General features: G+C 64.0%; 22 protein-coding genes. 13 read left to right on the top strand and 9 right to left on the bottom strand.

Translation table 11 applies throughout. The features are described 5' to 3' along the window. Positions 1-193 precede the first annotated feature (193 nt). The 6 genes from AC07VS_RS27775 to AC07VS_RS27750 all read right to left on the bottom strand — a co-directional run bounded on the left by AC07VS_RS27775 (position 194) and on the right by AC07VS_RS27750 (position 6101). Positions 194-958 carry a class II glutamine amidotransferase gene (locus AC07VS_RS27775; protein ID WP_492350395.1) on the bottom strand — a complete coding sequence of 255 codons (765 nt, stop codon included), beginning with the start codon at positions 956-958 and terminating at the stop codon, positions 194-196. A gap of 3 nt (positions 959-961) precedes the next feature. Next, positions 962-2461 (bottom strand): MFS transporter, encoded by a 1500-nt coding sequence (locus tag AC07VS_RS27770; protein ID WP_492350396.1) that lies wholly within the window; start codon positions 2459-2461, stop codon positions 962-964. Between the two features lie 16 nt (positions 2462-2477). Next, a complete protein-coding gene (locus AC07VS_RS27765; protein ID WP_494752572.1) occupies positions 2478-2669 on the bottom strand; it encodes a 4-oxalocrotonate tautomerase in 192 nt (63 codons plus the stop codon). A gap of 66 nt (positions 2670-2735) precedes the next feature. After that, positions 2736-2993, bottom strand: coding sequence for a cysteine-rich CWC family protein (locus tag AC07VS_RS27760; protein ID WP_494752571.1), 258 nt, complete (start codon positions 2991-2993; stop codon positions 2736-2738). A 111-nt stretch (positions 2994-3104) separates the two neighbouring features. Further along, positions 3105-5288 (bottom strand): malate synthase G, encoded by a 2184-nt coding sequence (locus AC07VS_RS27755; RefSeq protein ID WP_494752570.1) that lies wholly within the window; start codon positions 5286-5288, stop codon positions 3105-3107. A gap of 96 nt (positions 5289-5384) precedes the next feature. Next, positions 5385-6101 (bottom strand): haloacid dehalogenase type II, encoded by a 717-nt coding sequence (locus AC07VS_RS27750; protein WP_492350400.1) that lies wholly within the window; start codon positions 6099-6101, stop codon positions 5385-5387. A 227-nt stretch (positions 6102-6328) separates the two neighbouring features. Here AC07VS_RS27750 and AC07VS_RS27745 point away from each other — a divergent pair, with 227 nt between their 5' ends. The 4 genes from AC07VS_RS27745 (at position 6329) to AC07VS_RS27730 (ending at position 10157) form a co-directional block, all read left to right on the top strand. Continuing rightward, a complete protein-coding gene (locus tag AC07VS_RS27745) occupies positions 6329-7249 on the top strand; it encodes a LysR family transcriptional regulator (RefSeq protein WP_492350401.1) in 921 nt (306 codons plus the stop codon). Positions 7250-7312: 63 nt separating this feature from the next. After that, complete coding sequence (locus AC07VS_RS27740; RefSeq protein WP_492350402.1) at positions 7313-7759, top strand: DUF2214 family protein; 447 nt, start codon at positions 7313-7315, stop codon at positions 7757-7759. A 7-nt stretch (positions 7760-7766) separates the two neighbouring features. Then, positions 7767-8582 carry a ChbG/HpnK family deacetylase gene (locus AC07VS_RS27735; RefSeq protein WP_492350403.1) on the top strand — a complete coding sequence of 272 codons (816 nt, stop codon included), beginning with the start codon at positions 7767-7769 and terminating at the stop codon, positions 8580-8582. A 30-nt stretch (positions 8583-8612) separates the two neighbouring features. After that, on the top strand, positions 8613-10157 hold the full coding sequence (locus AC07VS_RS27730; protein ID WP_492350404.1) for an ArnT family glycosyltransferase: 1545 nt from the start codon (positions 8613-8615) through the stop codon (positions 10155-10157). A 16-nt stretch (positions 10158-10173) separates the two neighbouring features. Here AC07VS_RS27730 and AC07VS_RS27725 read toward each other — a convergent pair whose 3' ends face one another. After that, positions 10174-11142, bottom strand: coding sequence for a glycosyltransferase family 2 protein (locus AC07VS_RS27725; RefSeq protein WP_492350405.1), 969 nt, complete (start codon positions 11140-11142; stop codon positions 10174-10176). Positions 11143-11201: 59 nt separating this feature from the next. Then, a complete protein-coding gene (locus tag AC07VS_RS27720; protein WP_492350406.1) occupies positions 11202-11513 on the bottom strand; it encodes a PsiF family protein in 312 nt (103 codons plus the stop codon). Between the two features lie 132 nt (positions 11514-11645). On the opposite strand from AC07VS_RS27720, the gene argS reads away from it, so the two are divergent. The 9 genes from argS to AC07VS_RS27675 all read left to right on the top strand — a co-directional run bounded on the left by argS (position 11646) and on the right by AC07VS_RS27675 (position 20868). Further along, positions 11646-13319, top strand: a complete 1674-nt coding sequence (argS, locus tag AC07VS_RS27715; protein WP_492350407.1) for an arginine--tRNA ligase — start codon at positions 11646-11648, stop codon at positions 13317-13319. An 8-nt stretch (positions 13320-13327) separates the two neighbouring features. Then, positions 13328-14062, top strand: coding sequence for an SPOR domain-containing protein (locus AC07VS_RS27710; RefSeq protein ID WP_492350408.1), 735 nt, complete (start codon positions 13328-13330; stop codon positions 14060-14062). 95 nt (positions 14063-14157) lie between these two features. After that, positions 14158-14811, top strand: a complete 654-nt coding sequence (locus AC07VS_RS27705) for a thiol:disulfide interchange protein DsbA/DsbL (protein WP_492350409.1) — start codon at positions 14158-14160, stop codon at positions 14809-14811. A gap of 107 nt (positions 14812-14918) precedes the next feature. Next, positions 14919-15563: a lipopolysaccharide transport periplasmic protein LptA gene (gene lptA, locus AC07VS_RS27700; RefSeq protein WP_492350410.1), complete on the top strand. Its 645-nt coding sequence runs from the start codon at positions 14919-14921 to the stop codon at positions 15561-15563. A 23-nt stretch (positions 15564-15586) separates the two neighbouring features. After that, positions 15587-16330, top strand: coding sequence for an LPS export ABC transporter ATP-binding protein (lptB, locus tag AC07VS_RS27695; protein ID WP_492350411.1), 744 nt, complete (start codon positions 15587-15589; stop codon positions 16328-16330). A gap of 2 nt (positions 16331-16332) precedes the next feature. Beyond that, the gene (locus AC07VS_RS27690) at positions 16333-17916 is read left to right on the top strand and encodes an RNA polymerase factor sigma-54 (RefSeq protein WP_494752569.1); all 1584 of its coding nucleotides are present in this window, start codon (positions 16333-16335) and stop codon (positions 17914-17916) included. Between the two features lie 64 nt (positions 17917-17980). Further along, positions 17981-19264 (top strand): THUMP domain-containing class I SAM-dependent RNA methyltransferase, encoded by a 1284-nt coding sequence (locus AC07VS_RS27685; protein WP_494752568.1) that lies wholly within the window; start codon positions 17981-17983, stop codon positions 19262-19264. Between the two features lies 1 nt (position 19265). After that, the gene (locus AC07VS_RS27680; protein WP_494752567.1) at positions 19266-19721 is read left to right on the top strand and encodes a putative toxin-antitoxin system toxin component, PIN family; all 456 of its coding nucleotides are present in this window, start codon (positions 19266-19268) and stop codon (positions 19719-19721) included. Positions 19722-20049: 328 nt separating this feature from the next. Further along, on the top strand, positions 20050-20868 hold the full coding sequence (locus tag AC07VS_RS27675; protein ID WP_492350415.1) for a Crp/Fnr family transcriptional regulator: 819 nt from the start codon (positions 20050-20052) through the stop codon (positions 20866-20868). Between the two features lie 67 nt (positions 20869-20935). Here the strand turns inward: AC07VS_RS27675 and AC07VS_RS27670 are convergent, their stop codons facing one another. Then, positions 20936-22564, bottom strand: coding sequence for an FMN-binding glutamate synthase family protein (locus tag AC07VS_RS27670; RefSeq protein ID WP_494752566.1), 1629 nt, complete (start codon positions 22562-22564; stop codon positions 20936-20938). Positions 22565-22594: the final 30 nt, after the last annotated feature.

Here is a 22594-nt window from a genome sequence, read left to right as displayed (position 1 = left end):
GCAGAAATGAGTCCAACCCTTGCTCAGCCTCGGATGCCTCAGTGCCGGCACCGTTTGCAATTCGGACGCCCCTTCGAATGCAACGACAACTTCTGGAGCATTGCAGGCCCTTCGTCATCGTCTCTGATGCCTATCAGCCTCTTGATAATGCGCTTGGCAGTCATTCCTGACCCCGCGGAGCCTCAACAGCCCCTTAAGCTACGGCCAAACCCTCGACAAACACCTTCAGTTCTCCCTGATGGAACTCGACCCATGATTCGTCTCGGGTCAAGGGTTCTGTCACGATGATCGCCGCGCGGTCGTCGGGTGATGTGCAGGTCGTCCAATCAATGCTGATGTCGTCATCTGCCAGCGTGGATTGTCCGAAGGGCGCCGCACGCTCGAGGTAGTGCAGGCGAGTCGAGGCGTGAGCCCAGAGCGCCTCCCCGTTCGACAACAGGAAATTGAATGTGCCGTGTTTGGCAATTCGAGGCGCCAACTCACGCAAAGTGATGGTCAGTTCTTCCACAGAGGGGACGTTGGCGTGTGATTTGGCAAGTTCTTGCATGATCCAGCAGAAGGCCAACTCACTGTCCGTGCTCCCAACCGGACGAAAATGGCTGTGCAACCTGGGTGAGAAGTTCTTCAAGTCGCCGTTGTGGGCAAAAACCCAATACCTCCCCCATAGCTCTCGCACGAAAGGATGACAGTTCTGAAGATTCACCGCACCTTGCGTGGCTTTGCGTATATGAGCAATGACATTGCGACTTTTGATGGGGTAGCGTCGAATCAGTTGCGCGATGGCGGACTCTGCTGCGGGCTCGTGATCCACAAAGTGACGCAGCCCACGCCCTTCAAAAAATGCGATGCCCCATCCGTCAGAGTGATGATCAGTGCGTCCGCCTCGTTGAGAAAAACCTGAAAAGGAGAATGTCACGTCGGTCGGGACGTTGCAGTTCATGCCCAGCAATTGACACATGGATCATTGGTCCTTTGGAATCTTGTTGTTCATGGCATCGCGGCCTTCACGCAGTTGCCATGCGGCCGCCATGGCCAACATGCACAAAGCTGCCAGAAGCATAAAAACCTCATCGAAGGCCGCCACGCGGGCGGGGCTGGTGACAGGATTGCTCAACGAATCTCCGTGAGCTGCCAATCGCCATTCGAGCACGATGCCGCACAGACTGACACCGGCAGCACCACCCAGCATTCGCAAGAAATTGATGCTGCTCGCCCCTTGCGGAATCAGCGCCTTGGACAAGGGCCGCATGGCTCCCAGGTTCAATGAGGGGAGGATGAAGCCCAGTCCGATCCGCCCGAGGACGGCCAGCAGAGCCAGTTGCCACAGGGCGGACTCAAGGGTCAGTCCCATCATCAACGCAAAGGATGCGGCCAGTAGTGCCAACCCAACACTGACGAGCAAATAGGTTGGTTGCTTGTCTGCCATGCGTCCTACCACGGCAATGGTCGCCGCGAGCACAAAGCCGGCGGGCAGCAAGATCGTTCCAACGTGTGAGGCCGAAATATGAAGTGCCAATTGCATGTAGACAGGCAGCAGGTAGGTGGATCCGAATAAAGCGGTACCGTAGATCACCGCCACGATACTGCCCATGGCAAATTGCCTGTAACTGAACAGATGGAGGTTCATCAACGCCTCTCCCCCCTGTTTGGCGATGCGACGTTCCCACCAAATGAAAAGGAACAAGGACGCAAGGGCCGCCACCAACAGCATCGCTGCCTGCAAGCCTGACCCACCTCGTAAATCGACCAAGCCGTTGAGCAGGCACAAGGTGCCCACGCTGCCCAGCAGCAAGCCACGCCAGTCCAATCCCGCGCCATCGCGGTTGGCTGCCACGCCACCTGGTGCGGTGGTCGGTACGAAACGATGTGCCATCCACAAAGACGCCAGGCAGAAAGGCACGACCATGAAGAAAATGGAGCGCCACCCGAACAGGTCGACCAGAATCCCACCGATGCTGGGGCCGATCGCTGGTGCCAGCACCACCCCCATGCCGAAAATGCCGCTGGCACGCCCTTGCTCATGGGGCGCGAAGGCACGCAGGATGATGATGGCTGGGATCGGTTGAACAATGCCCGCTGCCAGGCCTTCCGCCACGCGGGCGCCCAACACCAATGGGTAGACCTGGGCAAAGCCACCGACAACGCCGCCCAGCAGAAGCAGTGCCACAGCACCTGAGTAAGTCCTTCGATAGCCATACCGGGCCAGCAACCAGGGGGTGGTCAGCATGGACACGGTCATCGCCACCATAAAGCCCGAACTCACCCATTGGGCCCGTTCTTGCCCCAATGAGAAATGGTGGCTCATCGCCGGAATCGCCACATTGACGATGGTGGACGACATGATGGATGCCATCGTGCCGATCATCACGGACAACAGCAGCAGCCAGCGGTAACGTTCCCCATAGCGTTCGCGCAAGGCCTGGGTATGCAGTTCGCCCGCATTCGCGAGAGGAGAAGACATCCGTGCTCCTGGTCGCTCAAATACGGGCTTCAGACCACAGCTTGCCGCCGGTGGCCCAGTTGTCGCGCCGGACCTCTGTGATGATCACATCGACCGATTCCGTTGCCCCACCCAGAACCTTCCCACTCACGCGGGTGAGCTCTGCCACAAGCTTCTTTTTGTGTTCGATGGAACGGCCTTCCATCATTTCCACGTGATAAGTGGGCATCTTGCGACTCGCTAGGATTTCGAAAGAGTCAAATCATAGAAGGAATGCGCCACCCGGGTGATTCGGCTAAATCTGCTCTCCGTCATGTGCCACCGATGTGATGCGCTCGCCACCCATTGCTTGCGTGCCTTGTGCACATCGCGAGCAGATGCAGCGCAACCCTTGCTCATCGGCCGGCAGGCGCGCCAGCGCATCAGCCCCAATGGGGGTGCTCATGCACCAACAGGCAGAGGCATTGCCTTGGCAGGCACCGCATTCGTTCGGCTGACCGCACAAAGGGCACAGATCTGCGCGGAAGGGCTTGGGTGGCAGGCTCTCAGTCATATCACCGCATTGTGCGCTTCTGTGTGCCAGGCCTGGCAGGCGTGAGCGCCAAAAAAAGGGGGCACCCCAAGGTGCCCCGATCAAGATGCATGCCCCGTCAAGGGCAAGGGCTCAAGCTTTTGCTTTCACCTTGAGGCGCCAGGCATGCAGCAGCGGCTCGGTGTAGCCGCTGGGTTGCACCAGGCCCTTGAACACCAAGTCCAGAGCGGCCTGGAAAGCAGCGCCTTGCGGGTTGGCCACCAGGCTGATGTAAAGCGGATCGCCTGCGTTCTGGGCATCCACCACGGCGGCCATGCGTGCAAAGGTCTCGCGCACCTGGGCTTCCGTGACCACGCCATGCAGCAACCAATTGGCAATGTGCTGGCTGCTGATACGCAGAGTGGCACGGTCTTCCATCAGGCCCACGTTGTGGATGTCGGGTACCTTGGAGCAGCCGACGCCCTGGTCCACCCAGCGAACCACGTAGCCCAGAATGCCTTGCACGTTGTTGTCCAGTTCTTGCTGCTTGTCGGCTTCGCTCCAGTTGGCCTGGGCCGCCACCGGGATGGTCAGCAGGTCGTTCATCAGCGATTCGGGGTCTTGTCCCGATTGCTCGATGTCCGATTGCACCTGCGCCACGTTGATCTGCTGATAGTGCAGGGCATGCAGGGTGGCCGCAGTGGGCGAGGGCACCCAGGCCGTGTTGGCGCCCGCCTTGGGGTGGCCGACTTTTTGCTCCAGCATGGCAGCCATCAGATCCGGCATGGCCCACATGCCCTTGCCGATCTGGGCGCGACCACGCAGGCCACATTGCAGGCCGATCAGCACATTGCGGCGTTCGTAGGCGGCGATCCAGGCGCTGCCTTTGATGTCGCCCTTGCGCAGCATCGGGCCTGCGCGCATGGCCGTGTGCATCTCGTCACCTGTGCGGTCCAGGAAGCCGGTGTTGATGAACGCGACACGGCTGGCGGCGGCCGCAATGCAGGCCTTCAGGTTGACGCTGGTGCGGCGCTCCTCGTCCATGATGCCCAGCTTCACGGTGCTGTCAGGCAGGCCCAGCAACTTCTCGACGCGGCTGAACAATTCGCTGGCGAAACCCACTTCTGTCGGGCCGTGCATCTTCGGCTTCACGATGTAGACGCTGCCGGTGCGGCTGTTTCGGATGCCATTGGCGCCATGGCCTTGCAGGTCGTGCAGCGCGATCGCCGTGGTCACCACGGCGTCCATGATGCCTTCCGGGATCTCCTGACCGTTGCCATACAGGATGGCCGGGTTGGTCATCAGGTGGCCCACATTGCGAAGGAACATCAGCGAACGGCCATGCAGGCGCACTTCACCGCCCTTGGCGCCGGTGTAGACGCGGTCCGGGTTCAGGCCGCGGGTGAAGCTCTTGCCGCCCTTGCTCACTTCCTCGGTCAGCGTGCCTTTCAGGATGCCCAGCCAGTTGCTATAGGCCAGCACCTTGTCGTCGGCGTCCACTGCGGCCACCGAGTCCTCCAGGTCAAGGATGGTAGACAGCGCCGCTTCCAGCACCACATCGCTCACGCCGGCCGCGTCGCTCTTGCCAATGGCCGTGCTGCGATTGATCTGGATGTCCAGATGGTTGCCGTTGCGTTTGAGCAGGATGGAGCTGGGGTTGGCTGCGTCGCCTTGGTAGCCCACGAATTGCGCGGTGTCCTGCAACGGGCTGTCGCTGCCGGTGCTCAACTTGACCAGCAGTTGCCCATTCACCACCTGATAGGCCACGGCGTCCTTGTGGGAGCCGTTGGCCAGGGGGGCCGAGGTGTCCAGCACCTGGCGCGCAAAGGCAATCACCTTGGCGCCGCGCACCGGGTTGTAGCCCGAGCCCTTTTCGGCACCATCGGCTTCGGGAATGGCGTCGGTGCCATACAGCGCGTCATACAGGCTGCCCCAGCGTGCGTTGGCGGCGTTGAGTGCATAGCGTGCGTTGAGGATGGGCACCACCAGCTGAGGCCCTGCCTGCAGGGCCAGCTCAGCGTCCACGTTGGTGGTGGTGGCCTGCGCCTGCACGGGTTGTGCGGCCAGATAGCCGATCTTTTCCAGGAAGGCGCGGTAGGCCGGCATGTCGGTGATGGGGCCTGGGTGAGCCTGATGCCAGGAGTCCAGCTCGGTCTGCAGGCGGTCTCGTTCAGCCAACAGGGCCACATTCTTGGGGGCCAGATCGGCAACGATGGCGTCAAAGCCTTGCCAGAACGTTTCGCTGCTGACGCCGGTACCCGGCAGAACTTGTTCGTTGACGAAGTCGTAAAGCGTGGTGGCGACTTGCAGGCCGTGAACGTGGGTGCGTGCGGTCATGATGAGGTCCTTGAGTTGAAAGTGAAGTCAGGCAAATGAACAAAAAACAAAAATGAAGGTGCCATCGACCCCGGTGCATTCCGGGCAGGCGGGGCATCACCCCGACGGAAAAAAGGACAGCACGGCCTGAAGGTTGGTACCGGTCCGGCTGGGGGGCGGGCCAATCTGCTCCGGGGGCCGGTCATGCCGGTTCACCCACAGCGTGTTGTAGCCGAACCAGGTGGCCCCCAGGGCGTCCCAGCTGTTGCCACTGACAAACAGCGTGTCGCGCACGGCCACGCCGGTGGCCTTGGGGCCCAGGGCATAGGTGTCGGGGTGGGGCTTGTAGCGGCGTACCGCGTCCACACTGATGATGTGATCCAGCCAGTTTGCCAGCCCGGCGCTGCGCACGGCCACGGCCAGCATCTCGGGGTCGCCGTTGGAGAGGATGCCCGTGGTGATCCCCTGCGCCTTCAGTGCCTGCAGGACCTCCCGGTTCTCAGGAAAGGCGCTCAAGGCGCGATACTGGTTCATCAGTTGCAGTTCTTGTGCGTCGCTCAGCAGCAGGCCCAGTTGGGCTGCGGCATAGCGCAGCGACGCCTGGGTCAAGGCCCAGAAAGGCTGGTAGTGGCCACCACCATCGCTGGTCAGCAACTGGGTGTATTCAATTTGCTTGTCGCGCCACAGCCGGCTCAGGGCATCCCCTTGGCCAGCAAACAGTTGTTCGGCCAGCAGGCTCACGCTGTAGACGTCAAACAAAGTGCCGAATGCGTCAAACAGCACCGCCTTGGGCGTGCCAAAGGCGGAGGCAGGTTGGGCGCGGCGTTTGTCCATGCCCAGACTTTATTCCACACTTGAGTAAACATTAATAACTTGAAAATAGATTTATTTGTGACAAATTAAGATGTAATCTGTGGGGCTGATGCGTTCCACGTCAGAGGCCTGCACATCCCCATCGAGCGAGCTTGTCTGGCATGCCGTGTCAAATTCGAATTGAATTTGAGGGTAATGAGGGTTTTTTCGTCTGAGATTTTGACTTTTTGTAACGTAATCTGAGGCCCATGGACAAACTCAAGCAGATGGAATCCTTTGTGTCGGTGGCCACCCGGGGCAGTCTGACCGCCGCGGCCAATGCCGAGGGAGTGGCGCCTGCCATCATGGGGCGCCGGTTGGACGCCCTGGAAGAGCGCCTGGGCGTGAAACTGCTCATGCGGACCACTCGCCGCATCACCCTCACCCACGAAGGCAGCGCCTTTTTGGAGGACTGCCAGCGTGTGCTGGCTGACGTGGCCAATGCCGAGGCCAGCGTCAGTGCCGGGGGCGTCAAGGCCAGCGGGCATTTGCGCATCACGGCGCCAGCGGGCTTCGGCCGCCGGCACGTCGCTCCCCTGGTGCCGCGCTTTCGCGCTCAGCATGCCGAGGTCACGATCTCCCTCAATCTCAGCGATCGAGTGGTCGATCTGGCGGGCGAGGGCTACGACTGTGCGGTTCGGGTGGGCGATCTGCCCGACTCCTCTCTTGTCAGCGTGCGAATGGCCGACAACCGGCGCTTGTGCGTGGCCACGCCTGAGTACTTGCAGCGCAACGGCACCCCGCAGCACCCCTCTGAACTCTCCCGCTTTGACTGCCTGACCTTGTCGAGTGATGCCTCACAGACCCGCGGCTGGGCCTTCCGATTGCCGAAGGACAGCGGCTTCGAGTTGGTGCACCTCAAGCCGGGCGGTCCCCTGGACTGTTCGGACGGGCAGGTTTTGCACGATTGGTGTCTGGCCGGCTACGGCGTGGCCTGGCGAAGCACCTGGGAGGTCGAAACCGAAATTGCCCAAGGCCGCCTGGTGACCTTGCTGGACGAGTTTGCTGCGCCGCCCAACGGTATTTACGCCGTCTTTCCACAACGCAAGCACCTGCCGCTGCGCGTCCGCCTTTGGATCGATTTCCTCAAGCACAATTACGGCCAGCCCGATTACTGGAAGGTGTCCTGACCTTTCCGCTGCCTGCCGCCCCCTGAGGCGTGGGCCGGCCCTGGGCTGGAGAAAGACCTTTCCATGACCCTCGAAGCCCTGCTGGCCAGCCTTCATCTGCTGGCCATCCTGACCCTGGTGGTGTTCCTGTCCAGCGAAGCCGCCCTGTGCCGCCCCGAATGGCTGAATGCCGCAGTGGTCGAACGCCTGCCCCGGCTGGATCTGATTTACGGGCTGGCCGCCGCGTTGGTGTTGATCACTGGCCTGGCCAGGGTGTTCCTGGGCATCAAGGGCGCGGCCTGGTATGCGCCGCAGCCCCTGCTGCATCTGAAGCTCGGGCTGTTTGCCCTGATGGGCCTGCTGTCCATTTCGCCCAGCCTCGCGTTCCGCCGGTGGCGCCGTGAATACCGCGCCACTGGGGCGCTGCCCGACGCGGCCGAAGTGCGCCGGGTGCGGCGTCTGGTGATGTGGCAGGCGCATCTGTTTCCCATCATCCCGGTGATTGCGGTGTTCTGGGCTCGGGGCTGGTGAGGCCACGATGAAGTCTGTCATCCTCTGTGCCGATGATTACGCCCTCAACGAGAGCGTGTCGCGCGGCATCGTGGCCCTGGTCGAGGCCGGTCGCCTCAGCGCCACCAGCGTCATGACGCTGTCTCCGCGCTGGGCCGCGGATGCCGCTGGGCTGGCCGCCTGGCGTGGCCGCATCGACGTTGGTCTGCACCTGGACTGGACCAGCGAATTCGCCCTGGCCGCCGGCCACGGTGCCCCGCTGGGGGCTTTGATGCGCCGCAGTTGCTGGCCCGGGCTGCCTGCTGCGCAGGTCCGCGCGGAGGTGCTGCGCCAACTGGACCGCTTTGAGCAACACTGGGGCGCCCCCCCCGACCATGTGGATGGCCATCAACATGTGCAGCAATTCCCTGGCCTTCGCCAGGCGGTGGTCGATGTCCTGGCTCAGCGTTATGCCACCGGCCCGCGTCCCTATTTGCGCATCTCGCGTCCGGTCGCCTGGCAAGGCGGGCTCAAGGGCCGTGTGATCGCCGGCATGGGCGCTGCCGCCCTGCAGCGCCTGGCCCGTGCCCGTGGCTTGGCCGTGGCGCCTTTTCTGTCGGGCATCGACGATTTCCAGTCCGATGTGGCCGGCTATGCCCAAAGCATGTCGCGCTGGCTGGCCGACGCCCCCGAAGCGTGTCTCATCATGTGCCACCCCGCGCGGGCGGCCGAGCCCGGGGACGAGATCGGGCCCGCTCGACTGCGCGAATGGACCTACCTGTCCGGTCCTGATTTCGCGGCTGCACTGCAGCAGGCCCAGGTGCAACTCGCGCGGGGTCAAACTCTTTTGGCGTCCGTGCCCTGAGCTCGGTGCCCCATCCTGCCGGAACCTACCGTGACTGAACGACAAAAATCCTGGGCCGGGCTGGCCTTTCTGTGGGGCTTGCTGCTGGTGCTGGCGGCCCTGCGCCCCCTGGCCGTGCCTGATGAGGGCCGCTATGGCGACATCGGGCGCTGGATGCTGCAAAGCGGTGACTGGATCATTCCGCGGCTCAACGGCATTCCCTTTTTCCACAAGCCGCCGCTGCTGCATTGGCTCAACGCCAGCCTGATGGCCGTGCTGGGCGTGCACGCCTGGGTGGCCCGCCTGGGGCCGGCCCTGCATGCCGGGCTGATGCTGCTGGTGATGTACCTGACGCTACGCCGCATCCCGGCGCTGCCTGGGCACAGCAGCGAGCGTTTGGCCCAGCGCGCCACCTGGGTGCTGGGCAGCAGCCTGGCTTTTCTGATCGGCGGGCAGTACATCAACCACGACATGCTGGTCGCCTGCTGGATCGGCGTCGCGATCTGGGCTTTTGCGATGGCCTTTGTGCAATCCAGTGAGCGTGTTCCAGATGCCTGGTTGGCCCGTGCAGGCTTTGTCGCCTGCGGCCTGGGGGTGCTGAGCAAGGGCTTGATCGGCCTGGTGTTGCCCGGACTGGTGTTGTTCATCTGGTTGTTCCAGACCCGGCAGTGGCACAAGGTGCTCCGATTGCCCTGGGTCAGCGGGCTGGCCTTGTTCGGGCTGATCGCCGTGCCCTGGTTTGTGCTGGCCGAGCGCCAGGCGCCGGGGCTGTTGGCCTACCTGTTCGGCGATCAGCAGTTCAACCGTTACACCGCCACCACATTCAACAACGGGCGCCCCTGGTGGTTCTACTTGGCAGGCCTGTTCCTGCTCATGTTTCCCTGGACCTTCCTGGTGCTCCCCCAGGTGCTGGCCTGGTTGCGGCGCCGGGCCTGGCCCTTGCCCGCAGGCCTGGGCCCCTGGGTGTCACTGGCCTGGATCTGGCTGGTGGCCATCATCGGATTTTTCTCGGTGCCACATTCCAAATTGATCGGCTATGCCCTGCCCGTGATGCCTCCTCTGGCGTTCCTGGCCGCCCTGGGCTTTGAGCAGACGCTGGCCCGGCGACCCCATGCCGGGCGGTACTTTGGGGGCTTGCTGGCTTTGGCGCTGTTGGTGGCGTGTGGGGTCGAAGTGGCCGCCGCCCGTTACACCGAGCGCCGGGGCAGCGCCGATGTGGCTGCCGTGCTGGCCTGCCAAATGGCGCCCGGTGACACCGTGCTGGCTGCGGGTGATTTTCCCTACGACCTGCCTTTCGTGGCGCGCCTGCCACGGGCCATGGTCGTGATCCAGGATTGGGCGCTGCAGCGCCGCGAGGCGGGTGACAACTGGCGCCGTGAGTTGTTTGAGGGGGCTGATTTCGATCAACAGGCCGCAGGCGTGCTCATGGGGCCGGAGGCCCTGGCACAAGCCACTCAGAAACCGGGTCAGTGGGTGGTGGCACCCCGAGGGTTCGAGATCACCGGCTTCACGACGGTCTTCGAAGGACAAGCCTGGGTTCTGTACCGCAGCCCGAGCACGGCGGCCGGTGAGGGCCTGGCTTCTTGCCGGCGCTGATCAGGCCAAGAAGTCCTCAGGCCTGAGGAGGCGGCAGCCCCTGGCCGTGGCGGGCCTTCATCAGGTAGGTGGGGCGGCGCTTCACCTCTTCGTAGATGCGCCCGATGTATTCGGCCAGAACGCCGATCGACAGGATCTGGATACCGCTGAGCAGCATCATGCCGGCGGCCAGGGTGGCGTAGCCCGGCACGTCGATGCCGTACACAAAATAGGACACCACCACCCACAGGCCGTAGCTGAGCGAGGCCAGCGAGATCAGCAGCCCGACCACCGCCAGAGTCCGCAAAGGCAAGGACGAGAACGCCACCAGGCCCGTCAGGGCCAGCGAGGCGGCGCTGCGCAGGCCGAAACTGCTTTGGCCATCAGTGCGCGGCAGGGGCTCGTACTCAAGGGCGGTGCTGTTGAAGCCCACCCAGGCATACAGGCCCTTCATGAAGCGGTTGCGCTCGGGGAGCGTCTTGATGGCTTCGACCACGGCCCGGTCCATGAGTCGAAAATCCCCGGCATTGGGCGGAATTTTCACCCGGTTGTTGTGGTTCACCAGGGTGTAGAACAAACCGGCCAGGTTGGCGTGCAGCCGGGTCTGGTCGTCGCGGGTCTTGCGCACGGCGTACACCACGTCCATGCCCTCGCGCCAGCGAAGCAGCATCTGGGCCATCAGCGACACCGGGTGCTGGCCATCCGAATCCATCAGGATCACCACTTCACCGCGGGCGGCTTCCATGCCGGCCGTCAGAGCGGCTTCCTTGCCAAAATTGCGCGACAGATCGATCAGCACCACTTCCGGGTGCTGGCGTGTCAATTCGATCGCGGCGGCGGCCGTCTGGTCACGGCTGCCGTCGTTCACGATCACCACCTCCACCTGGGGGGACAGGGCGCGCAAGGCCTCCAAGACCTGGGGCACAAAGCGGCCCAGGTTGCCGGCCTCGTTGTAGGCCGGCATCACGCAGGAAATGGACGGGGTGGTGGTGGCTCGATCAAGCATGGCCGCGATTATCGATCAGCGGCGTGGCGGTCGGCAGCCCCACGGGGGCGGCTCCGGGGTCAGGAGGCCTTTTTGGGCTTGCGCAGGCATTCGCTCATGTAGGCTTTGCGCTCGCTGCCCGGGCGGCCGGTGGCCTTGAAATCGGCACTGCAGCGCGACATCCGGTTTTGCGGCTTGGCCTGTGCACCATCGCCTGCTTCGGCGGCCTTGCCCTGGGCCAGCGCCACCTGGCCTGCCAGGCTCAGCGCCAGCCCGACGCCAAGGGCGCTGGCGCGCACCCAGGTGGCCCATCGGGTTCGAGTGGGTGACGGCGCAGCCGCTTGGAGGGCGGGGCGCAGAGCCGCACCTGTCATCGAGAACACTTTGAACATGTTGCAATCTCCCTTGGGCTGGTGGGATGCCGGCGGCTCCCAGACCCGAATTCGACGCTTAAACCACGCTCTTCTGGTCTCCATGCACCCAGGTGCCCGTGCCGTTCGGGCACCGCCCCGTAAAATCACGCCATGCTTTCTGTCAAACACGATTTGCTCGCTGCGCTGGCGGCCGAGCTCGAGAAACTTTCCCCCGGTGCTGGTCCCAAGGCGGTCTTCGAGTCGCCCAAGGTGGCGGCCCATGGCGATTTCGCCTGCACGGCGGCCATGCAGTTGGCCAAGCCCCTCAAGCTCAACCCGCGTCAGGTGGCTGAGTCCCTCAAGTCCGCCTTGATGGCCACCCCCGCCTGGGCGCAGTGGGTCGATGCCATCGAGATCGCGGGCCCGGGCTTTCTGAACGTCCGCCTCAAGCCTGCAGCCAAGCAGCAGGTGGTGCGCGAGGTGCTTGAGGCAGGAGATCAGTTTGGCTGGCAGGCGGCACGCAACGAGCGCGTGCTGGTCGAGTTTGTCTCGGCCAACCCGACCGGCCCCCTGCATGTGGGCCATGGACGCCAGGCGGCGCTGGGCGACGCCATCTGCAACCTGTTCCAGACCCAGGGCTGGGACGTCTGGCGCGAGTTCTATTACAACGATGCCGGCGTGCAGATCCAGACCCTGGCCAACAGCACCCAGTGCCGTGCCAAGGGCCTCAAGCCCGGTGATGCCGGCTGGCCCGAGTCGGCCTACAACGGCGACTACATTGGCGACATCGCCACCGACTTCCTGGCCGGCAAGACCGTCAAGTCGGACGACCGTGAGTTCACCGGCAGCGGTGATGCCGACGATCTGGACGGCATCCGCCAGTTCGCCGTGGCCTACCTGCGTCATGAGCAGGACCTGGATCTCAAGGCCTTCCAGGTGAAGTTTGACAACTATTACCTCGAGTCCAGCCTGTACACCAGCGGCCGGGTGGAGGCCGCGGTCAACAAACTGATCGCCGCGGGCAAAACCTACGAGCAAGACGGCGCGCTGTGGCTCAAGTCGACCGATTACGGGGACGACAAGGACCGCGTGATGCGCAAGTCCGACGGCACCTACACCTACTTCGTGCCCGATGTGGCCTACCACATCACCAAGTTCGAACGGGGCTTCGGCAAGGTGGTCAACATCCAGGGCACCGACCACCATGGCACGATTGCCCGGGTTCGCGCCGGTTTGCAGGCGGCTGACGTGGGCATTCCCCAGGGCTACCCCGACTACGTGCTGCACACCATGGTGCGGGTGATGCGTGGGGGTGAAGAAGTCAAGATCTCCAAGCGCGCTGGCAGCTACGTCACACTGCGCGACCTGATCGAATGGACCAGCAAGGATGCCGTCCGCTTTTTCCTGCTGTCACGCAAGCCGGACACCGAGTACATCTTCGACATCGACCTGGCCCTGGCGCAGAACAACGACAACCCGGTCTACTACGTGCAGTACGCTCACGCCCGCATCTGTTCGGTGCTGACCGCCTGGGGCGGCGATGCGGCCTCGCTGGCTGGCGTCGACCTGTCGCCGCTCCAAGGCCCCCAGGCCCAGGCGCTGATGCTGCAATTGGCCAAGTACCCCGACATGCTCACGGCGGCCGCGCAAGATTTTGCACCCCATGACGTGACTTTTTACCTGCGCGACCTGGCCGCCAGCTATCACAGCTACTACGATGCCGAGCGCATCCTGGTGGATGACGAGCCGGTCAAGCTGGCGCGTCTGGCGCTGGTCGCGGCCACGGCCCGGGTGCTGCACAATGGCCTGGCTGTGCTGGGCGTATCGGCACCTTCGAAAATGTGAGCGACAACATGAAAAGACAAGGCGGCGGGACCTTTCTGGGTCTGGTGCTCGGGTTGGTTCTGGGCTTGGGGGTGGCGTTGGCCGTGGCGGTCTATGTGACCAAGGTGCCGGTGCCCTTCCTGAACAAAGGCCAGACCCGTTCGGCCGACCAGGACGCCGCCGAGGCGCGCAAGAACAAGGACTGGGATCCCAACTCGCCGCTGTACGGCAAGAACCCGGCTCGCCAGTCTTCTGGCGGCGCCGTCGGGGCCGATGCATCCTCTGACGCCGCCAAGGCTGACGACAAGGCCACTCGGTCTGACAACCGGGCGGATGCCAAGCCCGACAGCAAGGCCGACGCAAAAGCAGATGCCAAGCCCGACAAGGCTGATGCACGCGCTGACAAGGCCGATCGCACGGATGTCAAACCCGTGACCAAGGGCAGCGACACCAAGGCCGCCACCTCATCGGACCCGCTCGGTGATCTGGCCAAGGCCAAGTCGGCCAGTGCCAGTTCGGGCGTCGATCCCTTTGATTACTACGTTCAGGCGGGGGCCTACCGCACCAACGAAGATGCCGAAACCCAGAAGGCCAAGCTGGCCATGATGGGTTGGGAGGCCCGTGTCACCGAACGCGAGCAGGCGGGCCGCACCGTGTTCCGGGTGCGGGTGGGGCCCTTCTCCAAGCGTGATGACGCCGAGCGAATCAAGGACAAACTCGACAATGCCGGACTCGACACCACCATGGTGCGGGTGCAGCGCTGAGCCCTGACGTCGCCGTCGTCCCGAATGAAATCGTGAACTTTTTGGTGTCCGTGCCTTCTGAGTGACGTGAACCCCCTTTTGAAAGAGGCTTTCTGATGAAACGTCGTGATTTTTCGCTGGCCCTGGCGGCCACTTCCACCGCCACCCTGGGCCTGCTGGGCAGTTCCCCGGCCCAGGCTCAGGCAGCCTTCAAGGCCGGCAAGGACTTTGTGGCCTTGAGCACGGCCGCCCCGGTGGACGCCCCGGCCGATCGCATCGAGGTGCTGGAGTTCTTCTCCTACAACTGTCCGCATTGCGCCCATTTCGAGCCCGAACTGGAAGCCTGGCTCAAGAAGCTCCCCAAAGATGTGGTCTTCCGCCGCCTGCCGGTGCCCTTCCTTGCTGACTTCGAACCCAAGCAGCGCATGTATTACGCGCTGGAAGCCATGGGCAAGGTCGATGAGTTGCAACTCAAGGCCTTCAACGCCATCCACACCGAGCACCTCAAGGTGGTAGGGGACGCCGCCATCATCGATTGGGTGGCCAAGCAAGGCGTGGACAAGGCCAAGTTCACTGAGTTCTTCAAGTCTTTCTCGGTCACGGGCAAGGCCACCCGCGCCAAGCAACTCGTGGACGCCTACAAGCTCGATGGCGTGCCTGCCATGGGGGTGGCGGGTCGCTTTGTCACCGACGGCACCATGGCCGGTGGCATGACCCGGGCTCTGCAGGTCACGGACTTCTTGATCGCAGAGGCACGCAAGTCGCGCTGATCGCTCAACGTTTGCCGAAGCAGCCCGCCTTGTGCGGGCTTTTTCTTGCCCCCGCCAGCGAACCGGCCACCTGCATCGGTACAATCGATTGCAAGAACCATGCCTTTATGAAACCTGCTTTTGTATCCTCATTGCTGATCGCCTTGGCCCTTGGGCTGGCCCCGTTGGCCTGGGCCGAGCGTGCTGATCGCAGCAAGCCCATGAACATCGAGTCGGACATCCTGCGCCACGATGATCTCAAGCAGGTGAGCGTGTTCACGGGCCGGGTGGTCATGACCAAAGGCACCATCATCATCCGCGGTGCCCGCCTGGATGTGCGCCAGGACGCCGAGGGCTACCAGTACGGGGTGGTGACGGCCGAGCCCGGCCTGCGCGCCTTTTTTCGGCAGAAGCGGGATGGCGGCGAGGAGTACATCGAAGGCGAGGGTGAGACCATCGAGTACGACGGTCGAGCCGACAACGTCAAGTTCATCAAGCGTGCCGAGTTGCGACGCTACCAGGGCACCACCCTCAATGATCAGGTCACGGGTGACGTGATCGTCTACGACAACATCACCGACGTCTTCAATGTGGATGGTGCCCGTCAGACGCGAAACGTGAGCCCCGCCACCCCATCGGGCAACCGCGTGCGGGCCATGCTGTCGCCACGCAATGCCGCAGCCCAGGAGGGGGCCCGCCCCGAACCCGCCAGCCCGGCCAATCCGACGCCGGCCCTGCGGCCCTCTGGCGCCCTGTCGGGGGACAAGCCTTGAGCGCTGTGGACCGGACAGAAGGTATGACCAGCCGACTGGAAGCGCGCCACCTGCGCAAGGCCTATGGCAGTCGCAAGGTGGTCAAGGACGTCTCTCTCTCGGTGGACAAAGGTGAGGTGGTGGGCCTGCTGGGCCCCAACGGCGCCGGCAAGACCACCTCTTTCTACATGATCGTCGGGCTGGTGCGCTCCGATGCTGGCGAAATCCTCATGGATGGCCAGCAAGTGGGCCACATGCCCATCCATCGGCGCTCGCGCCTGGGCCTGAGCTACCTGCCCCAAGAGGCCTCGATCTTCCGCAAACTGTCGGTGGCCGAGAACGTGCAGGCAGTGCTGGAGCTGCAGCAGGACGAGGAAGGCCGCCCGCTGGGCAAGGCCATCATCGCTGAACGGCTGGACGCCTTGCTGCAAGACCTGCGGGTCGACCACCTGCGCGACTCCCCTGCGCTGGCTTTGTCGGGGGGTGAGCGGCGGCGGGTGGAAATCGCCCGGGCCCTGGCTACCCAGCCACGCTTCATCCTGCTGGATGAGCCCTTTGCCGGGATCGACCCGATCGCCGTGATCGAGATCCAGCGCATTGTCGGGTTTCTCAAGTCGCGCGGCATTGGTGTATTGATCACCGACCACAACGTGCGCGAAACCCTGGGCATCTGCGACCACGCCTTCATCATCAGTGACGGTCATGTGCTGGCCAAGGGTACCCCGTCCGAGATCGTCGAGAACGCCGATGTCCGGCGCGTCTACCTCGGCGAGCACTTTCGAATGTGAGCATGAAACAGGGTTTATCGCTTCGCGTTTCGCAGCATCTGGCGCTCACGCCGCAATTGCAGCAATCGATCCGGCTGCTCCAGCTTTCCACGCTGGAGCTGAGCCAGGAAGTCGATCAGATGCTCGACGAAAACCCTTTTCTCGAGCTTTCCACCGAAGAAGCTCCGCGCGAGGAGTTCGGTTTGGCGCAGGCCGATGTACCGGCTCGCGACGAGGAGGTCTCGTCCTTCGATGAACTGCCGGCCACGGCGCCCAAAGAGCTGGCGTCGACCCCCGAAACCAGCACGGCAGAGGTCGAACCTGCGTCCAGTGCCCTCGAAGACGAGCCCACCTGGGACGGCGACGGCCAGGTCGAGATGGCGCCCGATGACAGCGAATGGGGCGGCGATGCGCCTCCCAGCCGCAACAACCTGGGCGAAGACGGCGAAGTGGATGCCACCGAGCTGGCGCGCAGCCAGGAGTCGCTGCAGCAGTTCCTGCATCGCCAGGCCCTGGCGCTGCGCCTGTCGCCCGAAGATTCGGCGGCGCTGCGCTTTCTGATCGAATCGCTCAACGACGACGGCTACCTTGAAGACCCGCTGGAAGACCTGGCCCGTGGCCTGGCGGGCGACGATCTGGAGCAGGTGGAAGAGTTGGTGCACCACTTCACCGTGGCGCTGCGTCTGCTGCAAAGCCTGGAGCCGGTGGGGGTCGGTGCCCGCGACCTGCGCGAATGCCTGAGCTTGCAACTGCGTCAGCTCCAGTCCGATGAAGGGGGTGTCGATGACATCCTGCCTGACACCCTCGACGTGGCCATCAAGCTGTGCGGACAGCCCCTGGAGCTGCTGGCCCGGCGCGACATCAAGCGCCTGCAGCAACTGTGCGGTGAAAGCGATGAGCGCATCCGTGCCGCGCTCAGCCTGCTGACCCGGCTGGAGCCCAAGCCGGGCCGCCGCTTTGTCGACGTCGAACGCAACATCATCGTGCCCGATGTCATTGTCACCAAGATCGGGCGCGGGGCCCAGGTGCGCTTTCGGGTGCAGCTCAATGCCGATGTCATGCCCCGCCTCAAGGTGCACGACATCTATGCCAGTGCCCTGCGCTCGCACAAGGGCGAAGGTCATGCGGCGCTGCAGCAGCGACTGCAGGAGGCGCGCTGGTTCATCAAGAACATCCAGCAGCGCTTCGACACCATCTTGCGGGTGTCCAACGCCATCGTGGAGCGACAGAAGAACTTCTTCGTGCATGGCGAACTGGCCATGCGCCCCTTGGTCCTGCGAGAGATCGCGGATGAACTGGGCCTGCATGAGTCCACCATCAGCCGCGTCACCACCGCCAAGTACATGGGCACGCCGTTCGGCACCTTCGAGCTGAAGTACTTCTTCGGCTCGGCACTGGGCACCGAGACCGGCGGCAACGCCTCCAGCACGGCGGTGCGGGCGCTGATCAAGCAATTCGTGGCCTCCGAGAGCACGAAAAAGCCTTTGTCCGATAACCAGATTTCTGAAATGCTCAAGGAGCAGGGCATTGAATGTGCGCGCCGCACCGTGGCCAAATACCGCGAGGCGCTGCGCATCGCCCCTGCCAACCTGAGAAAAGCCCTCTGACCCTGTCTTGCGCACGGCGCGGCGCCTGGGTCAGCGTTCGTCGGTCGTGCCGGAGTGAATCACCGTGAACCAATTGCAACTTTTCATGCCCTGCGCCGCTGGCGTCGAGGGCTTTCTGGCCGACGAGGTCCACCGCATCACAGGGCTCACCGGGGAGGATCTGCTGACCGGCCGGGGTGGGGTGCTGGCGCGTGCCTCCTGGCGAGACGCCATGAAGCTCAACCTGCACAGCCGTCTGACCCAGCGTGTGCTCGTGCAGTTGTCCCACACCGGCTACCGCAGCGAGCGGGATCTGTACGAGGCCGCCAGCAACGTGGCCTGGGAAATCTGGTTCACCACCCGGCAAACCTTCAAGATTGAAATCACGGCCCAGCACAGCCCGCTGACCAGCCTCAACTTTGCGGCGCTCAAGGTCAAGGACGCGATCGCCGATCGTTTTCGCCACAAAACCGGGGTGCGCCCCGATGTGAACACCCAGTGGCCCGATGTGCGCATCTACGTCCACCTGACCACCGACACCGCCACCCTGTACATCGACACCTCGGGCGAGCCTTTGTTCAAGCGCGGCTGGCGCGAAGACAAGGGCGATGCGCCGCTGAAAGAAACCCTGGCCGCGGCCATGATCGCCGCCAGCGGCTGGGACCCGCTGGGCGACGTCCCGCTGCCCTTGTACGACCCCTGCTGCGGCAGCGGCACCATCGCCATCGAGGCGGCCCAGATGGCCTGCAACATGGCCGCGGGTGCCCAGCGTCGCTTCGGTTTTGAGAAACTGCTGCCTTTCCAGTCGCATGTCTGGAACGCCTTGCTGGGAGAGGCCCGGGCCGCCGAGCGGGCACCCACCGTGCCTGTGTTTGGCAGTGACGTGGCTTTCCGCATGGTCGACTTCGCCCAGCGCAATGCCGAACGCGCTGGTGTCGCCCATGCTGTGCAGTTGCGCGGGGGCGATGCCTTGCAGCGCATGCCGCCTTGCGAACAACCCGGTGTGATGCTGCTCAACCCCCCCTACGGCGAGCGCATCGAGGCCGCTGGTGTGGCTGGGCAGCGCGCCAGCCAGCGCGAGCCGCGCGGCGGCCGTGAAACCGCCCAGACCGAAGACGGCGGCGAGTTCTTCGTGCAGTTGGCGAGCCATTGGAAGAAGAACTACGCCGGCTGGCAGGCCTGGATGCTCACCCCCGACCTCAAGCTGCCCGGCCGCATGCGGCTCAAGGAGTCGCGCCGGGTGCCCATGTGGAACGGACCCATCGAATGCCGCCTGTTCCGCTTCGACCTGGTTCGCGGCAGCGTGCGCGACAAGCCGGCCCGCCCCGAGGCCGACGGCCCCGCGGGCGATGCGCCACAAGGGGCCTGAGGTGGATGACCCTTGCACGCCGGCGGCAGGCCGGGTGGTGCTGGACACCAACATCGTGCTGGACCTGTTCGTGTTTGCCGATCCGGCCACCACCTCGGTGCGTGCCGGCCTGGAAGCCGGCACCTTGCACTGGCATGCCACAGCCGCCATGCGCGACGAACTGGCCCGCGTGTTGGCCTACCCCCAGATCGTGCGCCGCCTGGATTTCTACACCCGCACGGCCGAGCAGGTGCTGGCTGCGTTTGATCGCCATGCGCAGGTGAGCGCGGTACCCGCCAAGGCGCCCTGGACCTGCAAGGACGCCGATGATCAAAAGTTCATCGACCTGGCGGTGGCCCTGAGCCACTGCACCTTGTTGAGCAAAGACCAGGCCGTGCTCTGCATGCGGCGCCGGCTGGCGACTGCCGATGTGATCGTCAGCACCGCCTGGGCTGAGGCCAGCGTCGCCGGAGCCTGAACAGACGCGCCGTGAGCGGCGTTTTGCAGCACGCCATCACAGTTCTTACGTGTTCACTGTGCAAGGTTGAACATTCATTCAAGGTCGTTGCCCAGGCCTTTCTCATGATCAGGTTTCTGGTGTGTTGTGGGCCTCCCCTGCACGGTAGCGAACCGCCCGCTGACGCACCGACTCCGTCCCGATGCGCAGTGCATCGCGCGGTCACCGAGTTGCTGAAGGCTGCGAATGAATCACAACACCTCACCCTGTCTTGCGGCAGGCAGTGCCCAGCCCTCCGGGGTCTCTTCGTCTGAGTTGCCGACGGGCGGTTTGCCGCCCCATCAACGCCATGTTTGACGTGACCCAACGCATGCGTGATTTCACGCTTCAGGTCTATTCGAGCATGGGGGTGAGCGCCTCTGCCGCATTCGAGGCAGGCAAGCAAAGCCGTGTCATTTCCCGCAAGGCGGGCGACCTGATCTGGCGCACCGGGGCGCCCATCACCCATTGGCACCACATCATTGAAGGCATGGTGGCCGAGCAGGTCACCATGGACCAGGGCTTGAGCTACCCGCTGACCCTGCACAGCCGCAACAGCTGTTTCGCCAAGCACGATCTGCTGGGTGACGGCAAGGCGCAGGTCGACTACCTGGCCGTCACCGATGTGGAGCTTCTGACCCTGCCGGCCTCGGCCTATCTGGCCCTGGTGCGCAGCGATGCCGGCTTTGCGCAGCATCTGCTGGGCGAGTTGTCCTCCCAGATCCGTCAGCAGAACAACCAGCTGATCGTCAACAAATGCAGCAATTCGGCGCTGCGGGTGATCGGTGGCCTGGCCCTGTGCGCCGAGGGCCTGTGCTTGGCGGCCGAGACCTCGGTATCGCCCTCTCCACCCCAGGAGGACAGCCTCATGCTGCCCTTGTCACAGCAGATGATTGCGCGCTTGTGCGGGGTGTCCCGAACCTTGTTCTCCGAGTACATCGGGCAACTGGAGCAGGGCAACTGGGTGCGGCTGCAGTACCGCGGCGTTGAGTTGCAACACCTGAGTGCCTGGCGCGGCGTCTTTGTTCGCCTGCACAGCCACCAGGTCTGGCGGCGCAACCCGCCGGTGGAGGCCTTGCTGAGCCTGCTGGCCGAGTGCGCCGCCGATCGGACCCCGCGTTACGCCTGACACCCCGTGCACCGGCCAGCGTGAGCGTCTGGCCGGTGCCCTCGGGGGCGGTGCAGGGCGCTGGCGCTCAGGCCTTCTGTGAGGGCGATGAAAAACTGTTGGCCGTCGCCAGGGGCCAGTACTCGCGGAACAGGTTCGGCAGGCCATCGAGTGGGCCCAGCAAGGCCCCGGTGGGCACCTGCATCACCAACTGGCTCAGCAGGCGCACCTCGGTGTCCGACACGCGGCGAACGATGTGGTGTGCGGTGATGTCGTTCGGATGGTGCAGGCCTGCGGCCTGGATCAACTCTTTCAGGGCGTGCAAGGTGCTGTGGTGCAGGTTCTTCACCCGGGTGGCCTTGTCGGGCACCACCAAGGCCTGCTGGCGCAGCGGGTCCTGGGTGGCCACACCGGTGGGGCATTGGCCCGAATGGCAGGTTTGGGCCTGGATGCAGCCCAGCGCCATCATGAAGCCCCGTGCCGAGTTGCACCAGTCGGCCCCCAGCGCCATCATGCGGGCCACGTCGAACGCCGTGACCACCTTGCCCGCGCAGCCCAGGCGGATGCGATCGCGCAGCTTCACGCCCTTGAGCGTGTTGTGCACCAGCAGAAGGCCTTCCTGCAAGGGGGTACCGACGTGGTCGCTGAATTCCACCGGGGCTGCGCCCGTGCCACCTTCGGCCCCGTCCACCACGATGAAGTCGGGGGTGATGCCGGTCTCCAGCATGGCCTTCACCATGGCAAACCATTCCCAGGGATGCCCGATGCACAGCTTGAACCCCGTGGGCTTGCCGCCGCTGAGCTCACGCAGGCGGGCGATGAAATGCATCATCTCGACAGGCGTCGAGAACGCCGTGTGGGCCGACGGTGAGATGCAGGCCTCGCCCTGTGGCACGCCCCGAGCCTCGGCGATCTCTGCCGTGACCTTCGGGCCGGGCAACACGCCGCCATGGCCCGGCTTGGCGCCTTGGCTCATCTTCAGTTCAATCATGCGCACCTGAGGGCTGCGCGCGTTCTCGGCAAAGCGTTCGGCATCGAAGCTGCCATCAGGATGGCGGCACCCGAAGTAGCCCGAGCCGATCTCCCAGATCAGGTCCCCGCCATGGACGCGGTGGTGTTGTGAAATGGAGCCTTCGCCCGTGTCGTGGGCAAAACCACCCTGCTGGGCCCCGAGGTTGAGCGCCCGGATCGCGTGGGCGGACAGGGCCCCAAAACTCATGGCCGAGATGTTGAAGACACTGGCGCTGTAGGGCTGGGCCGTGTCGGCCCCGATGGTGACGCGAAAGTCGTGGCTGGGCAGCTGGGTGGGAGCCACCGAGTGGTTGATCCACTCGTAGCCGCGCTGGCCCACGTCGAGCAGGGTGCCGAACGGCCGGTTGTCGGGATCGCCCTTGGCGCGCTGGTACACCAGGGTGCGTTGGGCGCGGGAGAAGGGGCTGGCCTCGTTGTCACTCTCGATGAAATATTGGCGAATCTCGGGCCGGATGTACTCCAGCACAAAGCGCAGGTGGCCGATCACGGGGTAATTGCGCAGCACCGAGTGGCGCTTCTGCAGCAGGTCATACACCCCCAGGGCGACCAAGGCGCCTGACAGCACCGCCCACTCCGGTGCCAGGGCCTGCTGCTGCCCCGCCCACAGGCTCAGGGCCAGGGCCCCTGCACAGAGGGCGAAGGCGGTGTAGCGCACGGGATAGATGGCGTTGAGCTGCTTCAGCATGGGGGCTCCAGGAAGGGGTTGACGCGTGTC

This window comes from Curvibacter sp. GW821-FHT01G03, assembly GCF_059422285.1.
Note: the sequence above shows the minus strand (reverse complement) of the source record. Positions and strands in the feature narration are given on the sequence as shown.

Excerpts from the sequence above, each read along its gene's own strand:
- AC07VS_RS27775 (WP_492350395.1), bottom strand. The coding sequence starts at position 958 with ATGTGTCAATTGCTGGGCATGAACTGCAACGTCCCGACCGACGTGACA.
- AC07VS_RS27770 (WP_492350396.1), bottom strand. The coding sequence starts at position 2,461 with ATGTCTTCTCCTCTCGCGAATGCGGGCGAACTGCATACCCAGGCCTTG.
- AC07VS_RS27765 (WP_494752572.1), bottom strand. The coding sequence starts at position 2,669 with ATGCCCACTTATCACGTGGAAATGATGGAAGGCCGTTCCATCGAACAC.
- AC07VS_RS27760 (WP_494752571.1), bottom strand. The coding sequence starts at position 2,993 with ATGACTGAGAGCCTGCCACCCAAGCCCTTCCGCGCAGATCTGTGCCCT.
- AC07VS_RS27755 (WP_494752570.1), bottom strand. The coding sequence starts at position 5,288 with ATGACCGCACGCACCCACGTTCACGGCCTGCAAGTCGCCACCACGCTT.
- AC07VS_RS27750 (WP_492350400.1), bottom strand. The coding sequence starts at position 6,101 with ATGGACAAACGCCGCGCCCAACCTGCCTCCGCCTTTGGCACGCCCAAG.
- AC07VS_RS27745 (WP_492350401.1), top strand. The coding sequence starts at position 6,329 with ATGGACAAACTCAAGCAGATGGAATCCTTTGTGTCGGTGGCCACCCGG.
- AC07VS_RS27740 (WP_492350402.1), top strand. The coding sequence starts at position 7,313 with ATGACCCTCGAAGCCCTGCTGGCCAGCCTTCATCTGCTGGCCATCCTG.
- AC07VS_RS27735 (WP_492350403.1), top strand. The coding sequence starts at position 7,767 with ATGAAGTCTGTCATCCTCTGTGCCGATGATTACGCCCTCAACGAGAGC.
- AC07VS_RS27725 (WP_492350405.1), bottom strand. The coding sequence starts at position 11,142 with ATGCTTGATCGAGCCACCACCACCCCGTCCATTTCCTGCGTGATGCCG.
- AC07VS_RS27720 (WP_492350406.1), bottom strand. The coding sequence starts at position 11,513 with ATGTTCAAAGTGTTCTCGATGACAGGTGCGGCTCTGCGCCCCGCCCTC.
- argS (WP_492350407.1), top strand. The coding sequence starts at position 11,646 with ATGCTTTCTGTCAAACACGATTTGCTCGCTGCGCTGGCGGCCGAGCTC.
- AC07VS_RS27710 (WP_492350408.1), top strand. The coding sequence starts at position 13,328 with ATGAAAAGACAAGGCGGCGGGACCTTTCTGGGTCTGGTGCTCGGGTTG.
- AC07VS_RS27705 (WP_492350409.1), top strand. The coding sequence starts at position 14,158 with ATGAAACGTCGTGATTTTTCGCTGGCCCTGGCGGCCACTTCCACCGCC.
- lptA (WP_492350410.1), top strand. The coding sequence starts at position 14,919 with ATGAAACCTGCTTTTGTATCCTCATTGCTGATCGCCTTGGCCCTTGGG.
- lptB (WP_492350411.1), top strand. The coding sequence starts at position 15,587 with ATGACCAGCCGACTGGAAGCGCGCCACCTGCGCAAGGCCTATGGCAGT.
- AC07VS_RS27690 (WP_494752569.1), top strand. The coding sequence starts at position 16,333 with ATGAAACAGGGTTTATCGCTTCGCGTTTCGCAGCATCTGGCGCTCACG.
- AC07VS_RS27675 (WP_492350415.1), top strand. The coding sequence starts at position 20,050 with ATGTTTGACGTGACCCAACGCATGCGTGATTTCACGCTTCAGGTCTAT.
- AC07VS_RS27670 (WP_494752566.1), bottom strand. The coding sequence starts at position 22,564 with ATGCTGAAGCAGCTCAACGCCATCTATCCCGTGCGCTACACCGCCTTC.